This window comes from Pseudomonas sp. B10 (assembly GCF_900156235.1).
GTDB lineage: Bacteria > Pseudomonadota > Gammaproteobacteria > Pseudomonadales > Pseudomonadaceae > Aquipseudomonas > Aquipseudomonas siliginis.
The window spans coordinates 856,903-871,446 of the sequence record NZ_LT707063.1 but is presented as its reverse complement, the minus strand read 5'-3'; the positions used below and the strand labels follow the sequence as shown (position 1 = coordinate 871,446).

Below are 14,544 nucleotides of genomic sequence, written 5' to 3'. Positions count from 1 at the left end.
GGAATGGACGTGCCGGCGATTCGATTAGTGGCGACGTGCGTCGAGGCTGAAACGCCCTGCGCCGAAAGAAACGATCTGCAAGAGCCCACCGGCCATGGCGATATTCTTGAAGAAGTGAATGAACTGATTCTGGTCCGCCAGGGCGTTATGGAAAATCAGTGCGGTCAGTACGCTGAAAATCGCCAACAGCGCTGCGGTGGTACGTGTGCGATAACCGGCGATCAACGCTACGCCGCCGAGAACCTCGACAGCAATCGCCACGCCCAACGCCAGTTCGGGAAAAGGCAACCCGACAGAGCCGATGTAGCCAATCATCATGGCCGGTGCCGCGATTTTCGACAGGCCCGAAAGAATGAAGATCGCGCTCAGAAGAATCCGCCCGATCAAGGAAACGGTGCTGTTAAGGTTGGAAGACGTTGAGGCAGAGACGCTGGAAATTGTGGCTGCGTGGGACATGACGTGGATTCCGCTGATTTCAGCGCTTCACCATGAAGCGCCGTTGTGGAGCAGATGATGTCACCGCGCGGCTTTGCGCAATAGCCGACAAGTTTCGATGATCAGGTTCGAAAAAATAGAAATGCAGCAGAAATCGAAGTGGACCTCCCTCTGTGGTCAGCGACGTGTGTTGGTGAGCAGGATCAGGCAAATGTCGCGGACTAATCGGATAACAGCGGCGGGGCGGATTCGGTACGTTGGTCTCGAACGCGGTTCAGCCGAATCCTGAACCGCCGCTATCAAGAGGAGTACTGCAATGAACGAGACTAAGGTTTGGTTGGTTACAGGCTGTTCCACCGGGTTCGGTCGCCACATCGCCACGGCGCTGCTGAATGAGGGTGAGCGTGTGGTGGTCACGGCGCGCAACACACAGCAGATCGAGGATCTGGCCGCCCTCGGCGACGCTTTGATTCTGCCTCTGGACGTGACCGATCCGGCGCAGGCGATGCAGGTCGTACAGGCGGCCGAGCATCGCTTCGGGCGAGTGGACGTGCTGATCAATAACGCCGGCGTCGGCTATTTCTCATCGGTAGAAGACAGCGACGATGGGGCTGTTCGGCGGATGTTCGAGGTCAACTACTTCGGCACGGCCCATATGATTCGCGCGGTACTGCCTGGCATGCGCAAGCGGCGCACCGGCATGATCGTCAACCTCACATCGGTAGGCGGTCTGGTCGGGTTCGAAGCGGTCGGCCACTACTGCGCGACGAAGTTCGCCGTTGAGGGCCTGTCGGAAAGTCTGCGCGCCGAAGTTGCGCCACTGGGTATCGGCGTGATGACCGTTCAGCCCAGCGCCTTCAGAACCCAATGGGCGGGGTCTTCGGGCGCTGCGCAAACGGTGGCCGAGGATTATCAGGCAACCGCCGGCGCTGCGATGCGCGCGTACCAGCAATCTGTTGGCAATCAAGCTGGCGACCCAGACAGGGCGGCAGCGGCGATCTACGCCGCGGTTACCTGCGCAGCGCCGCCGGCGCGCCTGCTGTTGGGCAATGAAGCCTATGAGGCAGCGCAGGCGAAGCTTGCCGCCATGGGCCGCGAGTTCAGCGCATGGGAATCTACCGCCCGTGGCGCGGACTTCCCGACGGCCTGACAGGCGAAGCCCGCACTGATGGCATGGACGCTACAGAATCAGGCAAACACCTGAGAGGAGTGAGTTAACGGGGACGACGCGGTGCGGGAAAAACTGGGCGAGTGAGTTGACTCGCCCAATTTTGAACGGCATTTACCGAGGAGTATTTGTATGAATTCGTCGTCCCCGTCCCGACCTTTCATGTGGCTCTGCGCATTCGCAGCGGGGGCCATGATCGCTAATCTCTATTATCTGCAGCCAATCCTGTCGTTGGTAACGGGGGCATTTGGTATTCCGCTTGCCACGTCCGGCCTGCTGGTGAGTTGCGCTCAACTTGGCTACACGCTGGGCATTGTGCTGGTCGTCCCGCTCGGTGACGTCCTCGAAAGAAGAGCGCTTCTGAGCCGGATGTTTACCATCAACGCATTAGCGCTGTTTGTGGCTGCGGCCAGCCCGAATTTCTTGCTGTTCTGCGCCGCAGTGTTGATCAGTGGAGTCACGGCATCCGCTGCCATGTTGATTGTGCCGTATGTAGCGTCCATCGCAGCCGAGCATCGGCGCGGTCAAGTGATCGGCGTGGTGATGACCGGGGCCTTGCTCGCGATACCGCTGTCGTGGCTGGTCTCCGGCGGTATCGGCAACGCGGCAGGTTGGCGCTTGGTGTACGCCAGCGCCGGGTGCGCGGCGCTGATCCTGCTCATGCTGCTCAGAATCACCTTGCCAACCGAGCCCGAGCGCCGAGGCCAGCCCGTGCGTTATGAGCAGTTGATGCGCTCGTTGTGGCAACTCATCCTCGAGTACCCAGCGCTTGCTCGCCGGGCGCTTTACGGTGCGCTGGGAATGGCCAGCTTCAGCATGTTGTGGACTGGATTACCAATGCTGTTGTCGCAACCGCCGTTCAATTTTTCGACTTCGAGCATCGGACTGATCGGGCTCACGGGAGTGACTGGCGCGTTGATTCCCGGTGTGGTTGGCCGGCTCTGTGATCATGGCTACCGGCACGCGCTGGCATTCGGGTTGGCCTCGTTGATGATACTGGCCTGGGCAGTGCTGAGCTTTGCGGCGACAGGGCTCTGGATAATTATCGCTGCCGCAATGGCCTTGAACGTTGGCGTAATGGGCTTGCAGATCACCCATCAATCGGTCATCTACAAACTGGCCCCCGCAGCCAACTCACGGATTACCGCGGTGTTTATCAGTATCAACTTTGTTGGCGGCGCTGTTGGCTCCGCAGTTGCAAGTTTCGGTATTCGGTATGTCGGCTGGGAAGGGCTGTGCCTACTGGGCGCTGCTTTGCCCGCGGCTCTTGTGCTGGCCTATGCATTGAAGGAACGGCCCTTTGCCCGCGTTGCGGTTCAATGAACATGCAAATGGGCGGCGAGGAAATCCATCAGGGCTCTTACGCGTGCGGGCAGATGTCCGCCTTGGCCGACGTAAATCGCATGAATCTCCGTGACGCTTGCAGGCACGAATGGTTGCAGGACGCAAACCAATCTTCCGGCAGCCAGGTCATCTGCAACCTGGCAGGACCCCAGCTTGGCTAGCCCTGCGCCCAGCACCGTCAATTCACGCAAGGCATCGCCATCGCTGACGCGCAGATTGCCTTTTACCGGGTACATACGTTGCTCGCCGCTCTCGTCGAGCAAGGCCCACTCCATGGCGGGAGGCGAAAAGGTGAAACCCAGACAGTTGTGATCGGCAAGGTCTTGAGGCACCAGCGGAGTGCCCTTGGCCGCCAGGTAGTCAGGAGATCCTACGATCAGCCCTCTGGATTGCCCGAGTCGTTTCGCCACAAGGTTGGAGTTCTTGAGCGCTCCGGTGCGTATGGCGATATCCGCACGTGCTTCGATGAGATCGACCACCTCATCGGTGAGGAAAAGTTCGACGCTGACCCCAGGATGTTGATTCATGAACAAGTTGATGATGGGAAGAAAAAGCTGGCGGCCGATACCCACATTAGAGCTGATTCTGACCACTCCCTGCGGTGCAGAACTGGCAGATGCTTCGCGTTCCGCTTCGTCAAGATCGGCCAGTATGGCAACGCTGCGTTCGTAAAAAGCCATTCCTTCTGGCGTCAGCAGTTGCTTGCGCGTGGACCTGTTCAGCAAACGTGCGCCAAGACGGCTTTCCAGGCGCGTCATGAGCTTGCTCACGGCAGAGGGGGTTATCGCGCAAGCTCTTGCGGCCGCTGAATAACCTCCGCGTTCCACCACTTTAACGAACACGCTCATCTCGGCGAAGCAATTGATATCCAGTCGTCGCATGTGAACTCACGTCATAAATCGTGTGCCTGGGCACGGGCTGTTTATCTACCATTTCGCGCGCCTAATATTTTGCCAACGCGATATGGAACGGTTGCCGACTTTGCAAGCAAAGAAGTGGCCACTTCCAACCATCGCGCTCTTGCTGTCACGTTGTTTTCTCTAACCGTAGAACATTGCCATGTTGATAGCTGCTCGGAGGCTGAAATGACTCACACACTGCAATTAGTACTGATCCATAACAGCAACCAGTCCAACGGCGTAGACACGGCGTTGGTGCAATGGATCACCGCCGTGGTGCAAGACCGCAGCGAATTTGCGTTGAGCGTGGTAGAGCCGTTTGACCTGAGATTTATAGACGATTTTTCGGAACAACCCGGTCGTCGAGTGTGCTTGAGAGCGCTAGCGGCAGCAGATGCCTATATCGTCTTGGTGCCCGCACGTCACCTTGGTTACCAGCATGGATTGAAAGTCTTGATGGCGCGCTGGCCTGAACACCTCCAGGGACGACCTTGTTCATTTGTTGGTTATGGCACCACGACGGGCGGGGAGGATGAGGTCGACGAGCTTGGATGCGAGTTGTTGAAGCTGCAGGCCATGCCTGTTGGTGGTTATGTGAAGTTCGCTGAGATTGCCGAGCGTCTCGAACAAGGCCTCGGACTGGAGCACTTTGCGCAAGCACGGGTTTCGATGGCGCAGTTGTTGATCCAGCTGGCCTGGTGGGCACGGGCGCTGAAAGATGCGCGGGCCTTCTCTCCTTTGCAGAAGTTCGCTTAGTCCCCCGCCTCGACGTTTTTGCGAGCGCCTGGAGCATTGGGCAAAACCTGCGCAGGAATTGCATAACGGCACCGCGCCGCGACTTTTTACTCTTGCTTCAAATCCTGCTGAACGGCAGGAAACTATGATCTGAAAACAGGAGTTCTAAAATGTCCGATGTCGAAATTCGCGTAACCCCTGATGCGCAAGAAAACGCCACGGCAAATCCAGCCGGCGATCAGGGCAAGTACGTTGGCATGTGGGTGACAGCCGACGGTCATATTCGCCATGAGTTGCTGCCAGGAGGGCGATATGACGAGGCTCGCGGTCGGCAAAAAAGCGCTTATCAAGGGCGCTACTGGCTGGAAGGCGACCACATCGAGTATGTGGACGATACTGGCTTTACCGCAGACGGAGAGTTTCGAGATAACGTGCTGTACCACGCGGGCATGGTGTTATATCCCGAGCGCTGACGCATAAGCCGGAATGAACATTCCGGCTTTTTTATTGGTGTCGTATTACAGATTCTGTGGGCGGAATTGATCGCGCAAATCCAGGGTTTCGCCCGCCACCATAAATTTCCCCTGCCCGCGGTAATGCAGGGTTTTGGGGTTTTTTACCGACGTAGCCACATGCGCCTTGACCACTTCCCACACGAACAGACCGTACTCGCCGATAAGATTCGAGTCGAACAGCTTGCACTCGAAATTGGCGTAGCACTCTTTGATCAACGGCGCCTTTACCCGTTCTGCGGGGGCGGCTGTGAGGTCAAATTGGGCAAACTTGTCGATGGCGCCACCGCTGCTGTTGCCGACGGCAACAACCTGGTCCACCAATTCGACGGTGGGCACGTTGATGACGCACTGCTGGCTGTTGCGGATCAGCTCGTAGCTGTGGTTTGCACTCCAGATGTAGCAGCCAAACAGGGCGGGGGAGAACTGCATCATCATGTGCCAACCCATGGTCATTATGTTGGTTTCACCTTGCCAGGCGGAGGTCACCAGGACGATGGGGCCGGTTTCCAGATGCTGGCGAACCTCGCTCAAAGGGAAGTCGGATTTTCGAAATGCGGTCATGGCGCCTCCGTGGATCAAAAGAGGATAAACAGTTGTTGTCAGTCGCTTTCGACAATTCAACTTTCCTGCTTTTTGACATGCATCTCTCCGGCAGCCTTGCTCAGGCTGTCGGATTTTTGCTCTTTTCCCTGAATTGCTTACGTCGGCAAGAGCTGTTCGCCGAACCGCTTGATCAGCCACTGCCCAGCCGGACCGGGCGGCGAGTCGGTTCGATAAATCGCATCGAAGGCATAGGTGCCGCCTTTACAGTCGGGCATATCAAGCTCGACCAGGCGTCCTTCGTCCAGGTCAGACTGAACCATGGGCACCGGCATATTCCCCCATCCGATGCCCTCTTTGAGAAGCATGTGTTTGGCGCCCAGATCCGCCAGTCGCCAAGTGCGAGTGCTCACGACGGCAAAGTCCTTGTCACCCGTAAGCGTTGAACGATCCGATAGCACCAATTGAACAAACTCTCTGGCAGCGCCAGGGGATTTGGAACACTCGGTTGCAAGCGGGTGTGCAGGCGCGGCGACCGGTATCAATTGAACACTGCCCACGCCGATGCGCTCGATGCCGTCCAGGCCAATGTCCAGCGGACCGCTGATGCCGACTCCAGCTTTCTTCTCCATCACCAGTTGAGTCACTGCCCCCAAGGCTTCCATGTGCAAGTGCAGAGTGACGGTAGGAAATTCTTCCCTGAAGGTCCTTAACGCATCGACTACTCGCTCGGCAGGGAGCATTACATCGAGCGCGAGGTGAACTTCTGCTTCAAGCCCATGCAGCAAACCGGAGACTTTTGCGCGCAGCCCATTTACGCCGTTGGTAATAGTGCGTGCTTCAGCCAGGACGGTTCGACCTGCCTCCGTCAGTTGCGGTTTGCGCGTGGTTTTGCGGTCAAACAGTGAAACCCCGAGCTGCATCTCCAGATTGGAAATGGAGTAACTCACCACCGATGTCGCGCGATGCAGTTTTCTGGCCGCAGCGGCAAAACTGCCCACTTCTACAACCGTCAGAAATACTTTCAGTTGATCAAGCGTTGGTGTTCCTGGATCGGAGATCATTTCTACTGTCTCGAACGTTTGGGGAGTACTTGTCCTGATTTTGCAGACAGCAGCATATACGCAAGATTGAGCACTTGATCGGCTCTAACAATCAATTGACCGGTTTGTTTCTTCGGCAAGCCATTCGCTGCGCGTGATCTCCCACACCTCCACCGGCATCGGCCCCGACACAAACTGGCCGTCCCGCGTTTCAACCATCCGCATGCCTTCATCTTCGGAAATCTTGCGCGAGGCATGGTTGGCGGCGGCCTTGGGCACCTGCATCAATGGGCGCATCAAGGTGTCGAACCAGTAGGCATTGATCACCTTGCAGGCCTCGCGCATGTAGCCGTTGCCCTGAAACTGTGGGGCGAGCCAGAAGCCTCGATGGTTACCCGGTTGATCAAACAGGCTGATACTGCCGATGCAGCTCTCGGGCTGAACGCGGGTGCGGATCATCCAGTGCCATTCCTTTGCGGCAGCCATCGCGGGCAGCGCGACATCGCGGACGTAAACGAGCCCGCCGTCGTCCGGATACGGCCACGGAACGCGGCTGTCGAGATAGCGCACGACCTCCCATTGCGGAAACAGTTGTTGCACCGCCGCTGCATCGCTCAGTTGCAGCGGCGTGAGGATCAAGCGGCGGGTGTAAAGCGTGGGGATGCAATCCATGGCAATCAATCCTTGCGAGCAGTGGCGGGCAGGACCGGTACTCTCTCAAACGAGCGGTTGAAGTGTCGAGCGACCTGTGCGCGGTCTCATTCAACTAGTTCGATCAGCTCACCACCGTCCTCTTTCAATCGCTGCAAAAACACCTGTGCCTTCAGCAATTGATACGGAAAATACAGCCCCGGCCTTACCGGCGCTTGCCCATCCAGCCCAACCAGCCGCTCCAGCAACATGGCCACACTGAGCCCGGTCAACGCCGCTGCGCCTTCGCGGTGAACCACGGCGTGGCGTGTGCGCAATGGCTGGCCATCGTGATCCGTGCCTTCGAGTTCGATGAGTATTTCCGTCGACATCGGCTGACCCTGACGCCGGGTCGAGCTGACGCCGCTGGCGAGGTTGAATTCGACGCTCGGGGCGTCGGTGGCGGCGGCCAGGCCGGTGACGTCGATCGAGGAGAAGCCGGTGCCCTGCAGGGTGGTGCCGTCGACGGCGCGGAAGCTGACCTTGGCATCGTCGCCTTCACGCCAGATGAATTCGCCGTCACGGCGGGTCAGCGCGGCGGGCAGCATTTTGTTCAGGTGCTCGAAATCGACGGCCACGGTCGGGCCGCCACCGTCCTGTTCGTCGACCAGTGCATGAATGCGGATGTCGTGCACGCGGGCGAATGCCTTGGCGATGTGCAGGGTTGCCACGGTGGTGGCACCGACCATCCATTCGTAGCCGAGGACAATGGGCGCCGCGTCGGGCGAGTGGATGAAACTGGCGATCTGCGGGGCGATTTCGAACACGCCGGAAGAGATGCTCAGGTGCGGCACCTTGCGCTTTTGCGCAAAGCGCAACCCGGCGAGGGCATGGTCCATGTAGAACAAGGCGATGGCGCTGACCGGGCGATCACCCAGCCCCAGATCATCTGCGCGAGCATCGATGACCACACCCTGGGCATTGCCGATTTGCTCGGCGGTTTGCTCAGCCTTGGCGAGGTCGCGTCCGCCGATCAGCAAGGGGACGTCGGGATGCGCCGCGCGCAATGCGCGGGCCGTCTGATGGCCGATGGCGCCGGAGCCGCCCATGAACAGAATGGGATGAAGTGGCATGAATCCTCCTCATTTTTCCTGGATTGAAACGTGCTTGGGCTAGACACCCTAGCACGCACTTTCCAGTTCGCCGGTGCGCTTGGTCTGCGCACCGACGAACGACCACTTGAGGAATCAGCCCAGATGATGGCGCTCTGCAAGGCGATAAACATCGGTGTCGAGGCCTTCGAAACGGGCTTTCAACTGCAACGCCAGATACAGCGAATAGTGCCGTGACTGATGCAGGTTGCCGCCGTGGAACCAGAGGTTTTGCTGCTGGGTCGGCTTCCACATGTTGCGCAGTTCACCTTCATACGGGCCGGGGTCGTTGGTGGTGCCGGAACCCAGGCCCCAGCAGCGCCCGACCTTGTCGGCGACTTGCTGGGAAATCAGCTTCGCGGCCCAGCCGTTCATCGAGCCATAACCTGTCGCATAAACGATGAGATCGGCCGGCAAGCGGCTGCCATCGGTGAGCACCACCGCATCCGCTTCGATGCGTTCGACACCGAGGCCCGGCGCGCTCTTGAGCTTGATCGTGCCGTTGGCGATCAGTTCCGAGGCGCCGACGTCGATGTAGTAACCCGAGCCACGGCGTACGTATTTCATGAACAAACCCGATTCGTCATCGCCGAAATCGAGCATGAAACCCGCCCGGCTCAGGCGTTCATAGAAGTCCTTGTCGCGCTCCTTGATCGCGTCGAAGATCGGCCGATGAAACTGTGGCATGACCTTGTACGGAATCGATGCGAACAGCAGATCGGCCTTGTCCGTGGTCAGACCCGACTCGAGCGCCTCTTCGGAATAAAGCCCGCCGAAAACCAGTTCCATCAGGCTGTCCGAACGCACGATGTGCGTGCTCGAACGTTGCACCATGGTCACCTCGGTGCCGTTTTCCACCAGATCGGCGCAGATGTCGTGGGCTGAATTGTTCGCGCCGATGACCACTGCGCGCTTGCCTTTCCACGCATCGCCGCCGGGGTGACGGCTGGAGTGATGTTGCTGGCCCTGGAAGTTTTCGGCGCCTGGATACACCGGCACATTCGGTACGCCAGACATGCCGGTGGCGAGGATCAGTTGCGTCGGTTGCAGGGTGACGGGCTCGCCGTTGCGCAGGACCTCCACGGTCCAGCGGCCAGTCTCTTCGTCAAACGTAGCGCCGAGGCACTCAGTGCGCGGCCAGTAGTTGAGTTCCATGACCTTGGTGTACATCTCCAGCCAGTCGCCGATCTGGTCTTTCGGGGTGAACACCGGCCAGTGGTCGGGGAAGGGCAGGTAGGGCATGTGGTCGTACCAGACCGGGTCGTGCAGGCACAGCGACTTGTAGCGGCCGCGCCATTGATCGCCGGGGCGTTCGGCTTTGTCGATGATCAGCGTCGGTACGCCCATGCGTTTGAGCCTTGCGCCGAGGCCGAGCCCGCCCTGACCGCCGCCGACGATCAGGCAGTACGGTTGCGTGGTGATGCCCAGCGCCGCTTCTTCATCGCGGCGGCGCTCCAGCCAGTTGCGCTTGTCAGCGTGGGCATGGCCGTGGCTCGCGCCCATCGGCCGGCGGCGGCCGCTGGGTTCTTCGAAGCCTTTGAGTTCGCGCATGGTGGTCAGCAGCGTCCAGCACAAACCGTCTTTCAGGCGCACATAGCCTTTGCCGCGCGCCGAGTCGGTTTCCAGGCTCATCCAGCCTTCAAGCACGCCATCGGTGAGCGTGGCTTCACCTTCGAGTTGCCAGCGTTCGGGCCGGGTCTGCTCAAGGCGTGTTTCGAGCATGTCGCGAATCGCCGGTTTGCCTTCCAGGGTGACGAGGTTCCAGCTGAACAGCAGCAAGTCACGCCAGTGGCATTCTTCGGCAAACAGCTCCAGCGTGCCGTCCACATCTCGTTGCGCCAGACGTCCGCCGAGGCGTTCGACCCAAGCGGCGAGTTGCGCTGTTGGCGATTGCAAAGGGGTTTCAATAGCGATGTTCATGGGGCCACTCCCGATCTTGTTGTTTTGGTAAGCCATGGCATCAGAGCAAGGCTTGGGCCATCTCCTTGAAAGACGCGGGCCAGAGCGTTTGATGCAAAGGCCGACAAGGCTTTGGCACAGGCGACATGTCACAAATTCGAGATTCGCGGATGACACTGTGTCACTCGGCGCGAAATTCCCCCGCAACGAGCTTTTCATCTAAGCTGCGGACACACCCGTGTCTTCACCGAAGCGGAGAACAACAACAATGAAACCGGCCTCGATCAACGCCCACGCGCGCCAGGTACTGCAAGCCGTGCAGGGCTCTGTTGCCAGCCACAGCGCGGCGGCAGACCTGGCGATCACCCGTTCGTGGCGGCGTTGCCTGGATCAATACCAGCTCGATCCGGCCAGCCGCCGCGCGCCGGATGTGCTCGAACAGGCGCGTTTGCGCGAACACCGTGCGCCGCTGGAACACATCATTTCCGTTGCGCACTGGCAGATGAACAGCCTGCACCAGCAACTGGGACGTGACGGCCATGTCGTGCTGCTCACCGATGCGCGCGGCGTGGCGATCGACAGCGTGTTCAACGAAGCCGAACGCGGCGAGTTCCAGCGCTCCGGGCTGTGGCTCGGCTCGGTCTGGAGCGAGGAGCACGAGGGCACCAACGGCGTCGGCACCTGCCTGGTCGAGCGCCAGCACGTGACCATTCGCCGCGACGAGCATTTCCGTGGCCAGCACGTCGGCCTGACCTGTTCGGCCAGCCCGATATTCGACGCCAGCGGTGAGTTGCTCGCGGTGCTCAACCTGTCCTCCGTGCGCGAGGAAAGCAGCCTTGAGCAACGCTTCAAGGCCATGGCCCTGACCAATCTGTCGGCCAGGTTGATCGAGAGCTGTTTTTTCCTTGGCCACGATCCGCAGCGCTATTTGCTGCGGTTTCATCCCGACGCCGGGTTTGTCGGGCTGCTGGGTGAAGGCCTGCTCAGCTTCGACGAGAGTGCGCGGATCTGTTCGGTGAATGCGGCGGCGCTGGATCTGTTGGGCCTGAGCCGCGAGCAGATGGTCGGGCAGTCGTTGACGATGCTGCTGGAAACGCCGATGGAGCAGTTGCTCGATCAGGCCAGTGCTCAGGCGCACGTCTGCTGGCCTATGCGCCTGGCCGACGGGCGCTTGTTCTACGGCCAGTTGCGCGAACCGATCCGCTCCGCGCCGTTGACCCTTGCGCCTGTCCCGCCAATCAAGGATGAGCGCGTGTGCCTGGAAGACCCGCGCCTGCAACGCGGATTCGCTCGCGCGTTGCGTGTACTGGAGCGTGACGTGCCGGTGTTTCTGCAGGGTGAAACCGGCACCGGCAAGGAGGCCTTTGCGGCAGCGCTGCATCGCGCCAGCTCCCGCGCCGGCCAGCCGTTTGTCGCGATCAACTGCGCGGCGATCCCCGAGACGCTGATTGAAAGCGAGCTGTTCGGCTATCGCGGCGGCAGCTTCACCGGCGCGCGCAAGGACGGCATGGTCGGCAAGCTTGAGCAGGCCCATGGCGGCATTCTGTTTCTCGACGAAATCGGCGACATGCCCCTCGCGCTACAGACCCGTCTGCTGCGCGTGCTCGAAGAGCGCCAGGTTGTGCCGCTGGGCAGCGCAACGCCGCGACCGCTTGATGTACGCCTGATCAGCGCCAGTCACCAGAATCTGCCAGCCTGCGTGGCCGACGGACGCCTGCGCGAGGACCTGTTCTATCGCATTGGCGGTTTCGCCGTGGAACTGCCGCCGCTGCGCGAGCGTTCCGACAAGGGCCGTCTGCTCGACCTCCTGCTGCGCGAAGAAGCGGCGGGCGCCACTGTGCGGCTGCAAGCGGGAGTTCGAGAGCGCTTGCTGGCGCAGCCTTGGCCGGGCAACGTCCGGCAACTGCGCACCTGTTTGCGTACGTTGGTGGCGTTGGCAGTGGAAGGCCGGGTCACGCTGGAGGACGTGCACGAGTTACTGCCCGCAAGTGACGACCAACCTGTTGACGATCCACTGGGCGTATCCGAACGGCAAACTCTGCTCAGCATGATCGAAGCTGAACACTGGCATGTCGCGCGAGTTGCCCGTCGTCTGGGGATCAGCCGCAATACGCTGTACCGCAAGCTTCGTCAGCATGGGATCACCCGACCTGGTTGAAGACAATCGCGATCATTTGCGTTCATTCGCTGTTGATTGCGCGTATTGCCGGGAAATTGCTTGGATCCAATCATTGACTCACTATATCGCTCGCCGACAAGCGGTAGGCTCAGGCTATTGCTAGAAGTGATGGCGCAATGACATATTGCAGCACCTTTCCTCACTTCAAGATGTACCGAAAATGCGCCCCCTCAAGTCACTTGTTGCAGCGTCGTTGCTGCTCAGCGGGTGCAATGGAATGCCAGTCGCTTTTGTTCAGGATCCTGTTTTAGACCAAGCCTTTGTCGTTCACTCCGGCGCGCCTTTGCCTTACGTGCTGATGGGTTCGGCTGTGCAATGGAACGAAGACTTCGCTGTGACGGTGAAGCACATTCCTTACTTGTCGGGCACGGTTTTCCAAGGGCAGGCAGACGTGCAGTTCTTCCGCCACAAGGCCAATAGCGTGCCGGCGTGGCGCGGCTACAAGCCGGGCGAGGAGCTGACTTCGGTGGGCTTCAATTCGCTGTACATGTCGGTCAAGGGCACCGGCCAGGCGTTGCCGGCGATGGTTCGCCTCGACGTCAAAGAGGGCAACGTGCTTTACGGCACCCACAATGGCGCGCTGGCCAAAGGCATGTCCGGCGGGCCGGTGTTTTCCGCCGATGGCAAAGTGGTTGGCATCAACGTGGCGTTTCTCACCCGCGATGATGTCAGCCGCCTCAAGCGCAAGGACTTGCTCGATCAACCGCGCGTGAGCATTTTCCTGCCGTACGCGGAGATCAATCGCGAGTGGTCGCGCTATCAGGCCAGCATCACCCCGACAGCGCCTCCGGCGACCAAACTGGCCAGCCGCTGATCAGCGTTCGCGCAACGCTTCGCGGGCGCGGTTGAGTGGTTTGATCAGGTAGTCGAGCACGGTTTTTTCGCCGGTACGGATGTCCACCGTGGCGATCATTCCGGGCACGATGGCGAAGCGTTTGCCGGCCTTGTTGCGCAGTTCATCCGAAGCGGTACGGATAAACACGCGGTAGTAGAAGATCTCGGGCTTGGCTTCGTCCTGAATGGTGTCCGGCGAGATCGTCACCACCTCGCCGTCGAGGCTGCCGTAGATCGAATAGTCATAGGCGGTGATTTTCACTTTCGCCGCCTGGCCCGGGTGAATGAAGGCGATGTCGCGCGGCGAGATACGCGTCTCGATCAGCAGTTGTTCATCGAGCGGTACGATCTGCATGACCTGGCCGTTGGGCGCAATGACGCCGCCAATCGTGCTGACCTCGATGTCCTTGACGATGCCGCGCACCGGCGAGCGCAGGGTCAGGCGCGACAGTGAATCGGTGCGCCCACGGATCACCGCTTCGAGCATCTGCGCTTCGGCGTTGGCCTTGGCCAGGTCTTCGCGGGCGCGGACCATGTAATCGGAGCGGGCTTCGGTGGCCTTCAATTCCAGCTCCGAGCGCTGACGGGTCAGGCGCAGCACTTCGACCCGACTCGAGGCGCCGATCTTCGCCAGATTCTCGGTGATCGCCAGTTCGCTACGTACCAGTTTCAGCGAGCTCTGAATGCCGTCGAGGGTTTCCGCCAGACCTTTGCGCCGGGTCTGGTAAAGCTCGGTTTCGGCGCGGATCAGATCGGGAAATTCCTGCAGCGATGCGTCGAAGGTCAAGGGCTTTTCGCTGACTTCGGCCTGCAAGCGGTCGACGCTGGCCAGCGCCGCGCGGTACTTGGCCGCGCTTTCGCCGACGTTGGACTGGTTCTTCACCGGGTCCAGTTGCGCGAGGATCTGCCCGCGCTCGACCAAAGCACCTTCGCTGACATTGAGCTGTTCGAGAATGCCGCCCTCCATCGACTGAATGACTTGCTCGCGCGAGCTCGGCACCACTTTGCCGGTGCCGGTCGAGACCTCGACGATCTCGAACCACGCGGCCCAGGCAATGAAGCAGGCGAGCATCAGCGCGCACCCCCAGATCACCTTTGCGCCACCGGCAAGAGCGCGCTCATCGCGGCCGTCGAGGTAGGACATCGGGTCCGGCACGTCGGTCATCATCGGC

General features: G+C 60.0%; 14 protein-coding genes. 6 read left to right on the top strand and 8 right to left on the bottom strand.

Annotation, left to right across the window (positions count from 1 at the left end; genetic code table 11):
- Nucleotides 1-24: 24 nt before the first annotated feature.
- Nucleotides 25-456: a DoxX family protein gene (locus BXA01_RS03795; protein WP_076563264.1), complete on the bottom strand. Its 432-nt coding sequence runs from the start codon at nucleotides 454-456 to the stop codon at nucleotides 25-27.
- 295 nt (nucleotides 457-751) lie between these two features.
- On the opposite strand from BXA01_RS03795, the gene BXA01_RS03790 reads away from it, so the two are divergent.
- Nucleotides 752-1,585: an oxidoreductase gene (locus tag BXA01_RS03790; RefSeq protein ID WP_076563263.1), complete on the top strand. Its 834-nt coding sequence runs from the start codon at nucleotides 752-754 to the stop codon at nucleotides 1,583-1,585.
- 210 nt (nucleotides 1,586-1,795) lie between these two features.
- A complete protein-coding gene (locus tag BXA01_RS03785; protein WP_172833995.1) occupies nucleotides 1,796-2,926 on the top strand; it encodes an MFS transporter in 1,131 nt (376 codons plus the stop codon).
- Here BXA01_RS03785 and BXA01_RS03780 read toward each other — a convergent pair.
- Nucleotides 2,920-3,828 carry a LysR family transcriptional regulator gene (locus BXA01_RS03780; protein WP_076563261.1) on the bottom strand — a complete coding sequence of 303 codons (909 nt, stop codon included), beginning with the start codon at nucleotides 3,826-3,828 and terminating at the stop codon, nucleotides 2,920-2,922. The two genes, BXA01_RS03785 and BXA01_RS03780, sit on opposite strands and share 7 nt — an antisense overlap.
- Nucleotides 3,829-4,032: 204 nt before the next feature.
- Between BXA01_RS03780 and BXA01_RS03775 the strand changes: the two genes are divergently transcribed.
- Both BXA01_RS03775 and BXA01_RS03770 read left to right on the top strand, forming a co-directional pair.
- The gene (locus BXA01_RS03775; RefSeq protein ID WP_016774391.1) at nucleotides 4,033-4,602 is read left to right on the top strand and encodes an NAD(P)H-dependent oxidoreductase; all 570 of its coding nucleotides are present in this window, start codon (nucleotides 4,033-4,035) and stop codon (nucleotides 4,600-4,602) included.
- Between the two features lie 236 nt (nucleotides 4,603-4,838).
- Nucleotides 4,839-5,054: an Atu4866 domain-containing protein gene (locus tag BXA01_RS03770; protein WP_056786820.1), complete on the top strand. Its 216-nt coding sequence runs from the start codon at nucleotides 4,839-4,841 to the stop codon at nucleotides 5,052-5,054.
- A 45-nt stretch (nucleotides 5,055-5,099) separates the two neighbouring features.
- Here the strand turns inward: BXA01_RS03770 and BXA01_RS03765 are convergent, their stop codons facing one another.
- From BXA01_RS03765 to BXA01_RS03745, 5 genes are all read right to left on the bottom strand, one after another.
- Nucleotides 5,100-5,657, bottom strand: coding sequence for a flavin reductase family protein (locus tag BXA01_RS03765; RefSeq protein WP_076563260.1), 558 nt, complete (start codon nucleotides 5,655-5,657; stop codon nucleotides 5,100-5,102).
- A 137-nt stretch (nucleotides 5,658-5,794) separates the two neighbouring features.
- A complete protein-coding gene (locus BXA01_RS03760; RefSeq protein ID WP_024012654.1) occupies nucleotides 5,795-6,700 on the bottom strand; it encodes a LysR family transcriptional regulator in 906 nt (301 codons plus the stop codon).
- An 84-nt stretch (nucleotides 6,701-6,784) separates the two neighbouring features.
- Nucleotides 6,785-7,351: a GNAT family N-acetyltransferase gene (locus tag BXA01_RS03755; protein WP_076563259.1), complete on the bottom strand. Its 567-nt coding sequence runs from the start codon at nucleotides 7,349-7,351 to the stop codon at nucleotides 6,785-6,787.
- Nucleotides 7,352-7,437: 86 nt separating this feature from the next.
- A complete protein-coding gene (locus BXA01_RS03750; RefSeq protein ID WP_076563258.1) occupies nucleotides 7,438-8,442 on the bottom strand; it encodes a saccharopine dehydrogenase in 1,005 nt (334 codons plus the stop codon).
- A 114-nt stretch (nucleotides 8,443-8,556) separates the two neighbouring features.
- Nucleotides 8,557-10,380 (bottom strand): NAD(P)/FAD-dependent oxidoreductase, encoded by a 1,824-nt coding sequence (locus tag BXA01_RS03745; RefSeq protein ID WP_076567654.1) that lies wholly within the window; start codon nucleotides 10,378-10,380, stop codon nucleotides 8,557-8,559.
- Nucleotides 10,381-10,627: 247 nt separating this feature from the next.
- Between BXA01_RS03745 and BXA01_RS03740 the strand changes: the two genes are divergently transcribed.
- Nucleotides 10,628-12,517 carry a sigma-54-dependent Fis family transcriptional regulator gene (locus BXA01_RS03740; protein WP_073474928.1) on the top strand — a complete coding sequence of 630 codons (1,890 nt, stop codon included), beginning with the start codon at nucleotides 10,628-10,630 and terminating at the stop codon, nucleotides 12,515-12,517.
- 238 nt (nucleotides 12,518-12,755) lie between these two features.
- Nucleotides 12,756-13,352 carry a trypsin-like peptidase domain-containing protein gene (locus BXA01_RS03735; protein WP_122750270.1) on the top strand — a complete coding sequence of 199 codons (597 nt, stop codon included), beginning with the start codon at nucleotides 12,756-12,758 and terminating at the stop codon, nucleotides 13,350-13,352.
- On the opposite strand, the gene BXA01_RS03730 is transcribed toward BXA01_RS03735, so the two are convergent.
- Nucleotides 13,353-14,540 carry an HlyD family type I secretion periplasmic adaptor subunit gene (locus BXA01_RS03730; protein WP_442961911.1) on the bottom strand — a complete coding sequence of 396 codons (1,188 nt, stop codon included), beginning with the start codon at nucleotides 14,538-14,540 and terminating at the stop codon, nucleotides 13,353-13,355. It abuts the gene before it with no gap.
- Nucleotides 14,541-14,544 lie beyond the last annotated feature (4 nt).

Excerpts from the sequence above, each read along its gene's own strand:
- BXA01_RS03795 (WP_076563264.1), bottom strand. The coding sequence starts at position 456 with ATGTCCCACGCAGCCACAATTTCCAGCGTCTCTGCCTCAACGTCTTCC.
- BXA01_RS03790 (WP_076563263.1), top strand. The coding sequence starts at position 752 with ATGAACGAGACTAAGGTTTGGTTGGTTACAGGCTGTTCCACCGGGTTC.
- BXA01_RS03785 (WP_172833995.1), top strand. The coding sequence starts at position 1,796 with ATGATCGCTAATCTCTATTATCTGCAGCCAATCCTGTCGTTGGTAACG.
- BXA01_RS03780 (WP_076563261.1), bottom strand. The coding sequence starts at position 3,828 with ATGCGACGACTGGATATCAATTGCTTCGCCGAGATGAGCGTGTTCGTT.
- BXA01_RS03775 (WP_016774391.1), top strand. The coding sequence starts at position 4,033 with ATGACTCACACACTGCAATTAGTACTGATCCATAACAGCAACCAGTCC.
- BXA01_RS03770 (WP_056786820.1), top strand. The coding sequence starts at position 4,839 with ATGTGGGTGACAGCCGACGGTCATATTCGCCATGAGTTGCTGCCAGGA.
- BXA01_RS03765 (WP_076563260.1), bottom strand. The coding sequence starts at position 5,657 with ATGACCGCATTTCGAAAATCCGACTTCCCTTTGAGCGAGGTTCGCCAG.
- BXA01_RS03760 (WP_024012654.1), bottom strand. The coding sequence starts at position 6,700 with ATGATCTCCGATCCAGGAACACCAACGCTTGATCAACTGAAAGTATTT.
- BXA01_RS03755 (WP_076563259.1), bottom strand. The coding sequence starts at position 7,351 with ATGGATTGCATCCCCACGCTTTACACCCGCCGCTTGATCCTCACGCCG.
- BXA01_RS03750 (WP_076563258.1), bottom strand. The coding sequence starts at position 8,442 with ATGCCACTTCATCCCATTCTGTTCATGGGCGGCTCCGGCGCCATCGGC.
- BXA01_RS03745 (WP_076567654.1), bottom strand. The coding sequence starts at position 10,380 with ATGAACATCGCTATTGAAACCCCTTTGCAATCGCCAACAGCGCAACTC.
- BXA01_RS03740 (WP_073474928.1), top strand. The coding sequence starts at position 10,628 with ATGAAACCGGCCTCGATCAACGCCCACGCGCGCCAGGTACTGCAAGCC.
- BXA01_RS03735 (WP_122750270.1), top strand. The coding sequence starts at position 12,756 with ATGCCAGTCGCTTTTGTTCAGGATCCTGTTTTAGACCAAGCCTTTGTC.
- BXA01_RS03730 (WP_442961911.1), bottom strand. The coding sequence starts at position 14,540 with ATGATGACCGACGTGCCGGACCCGATGTCCTACCTCGACGGCCGCGAT.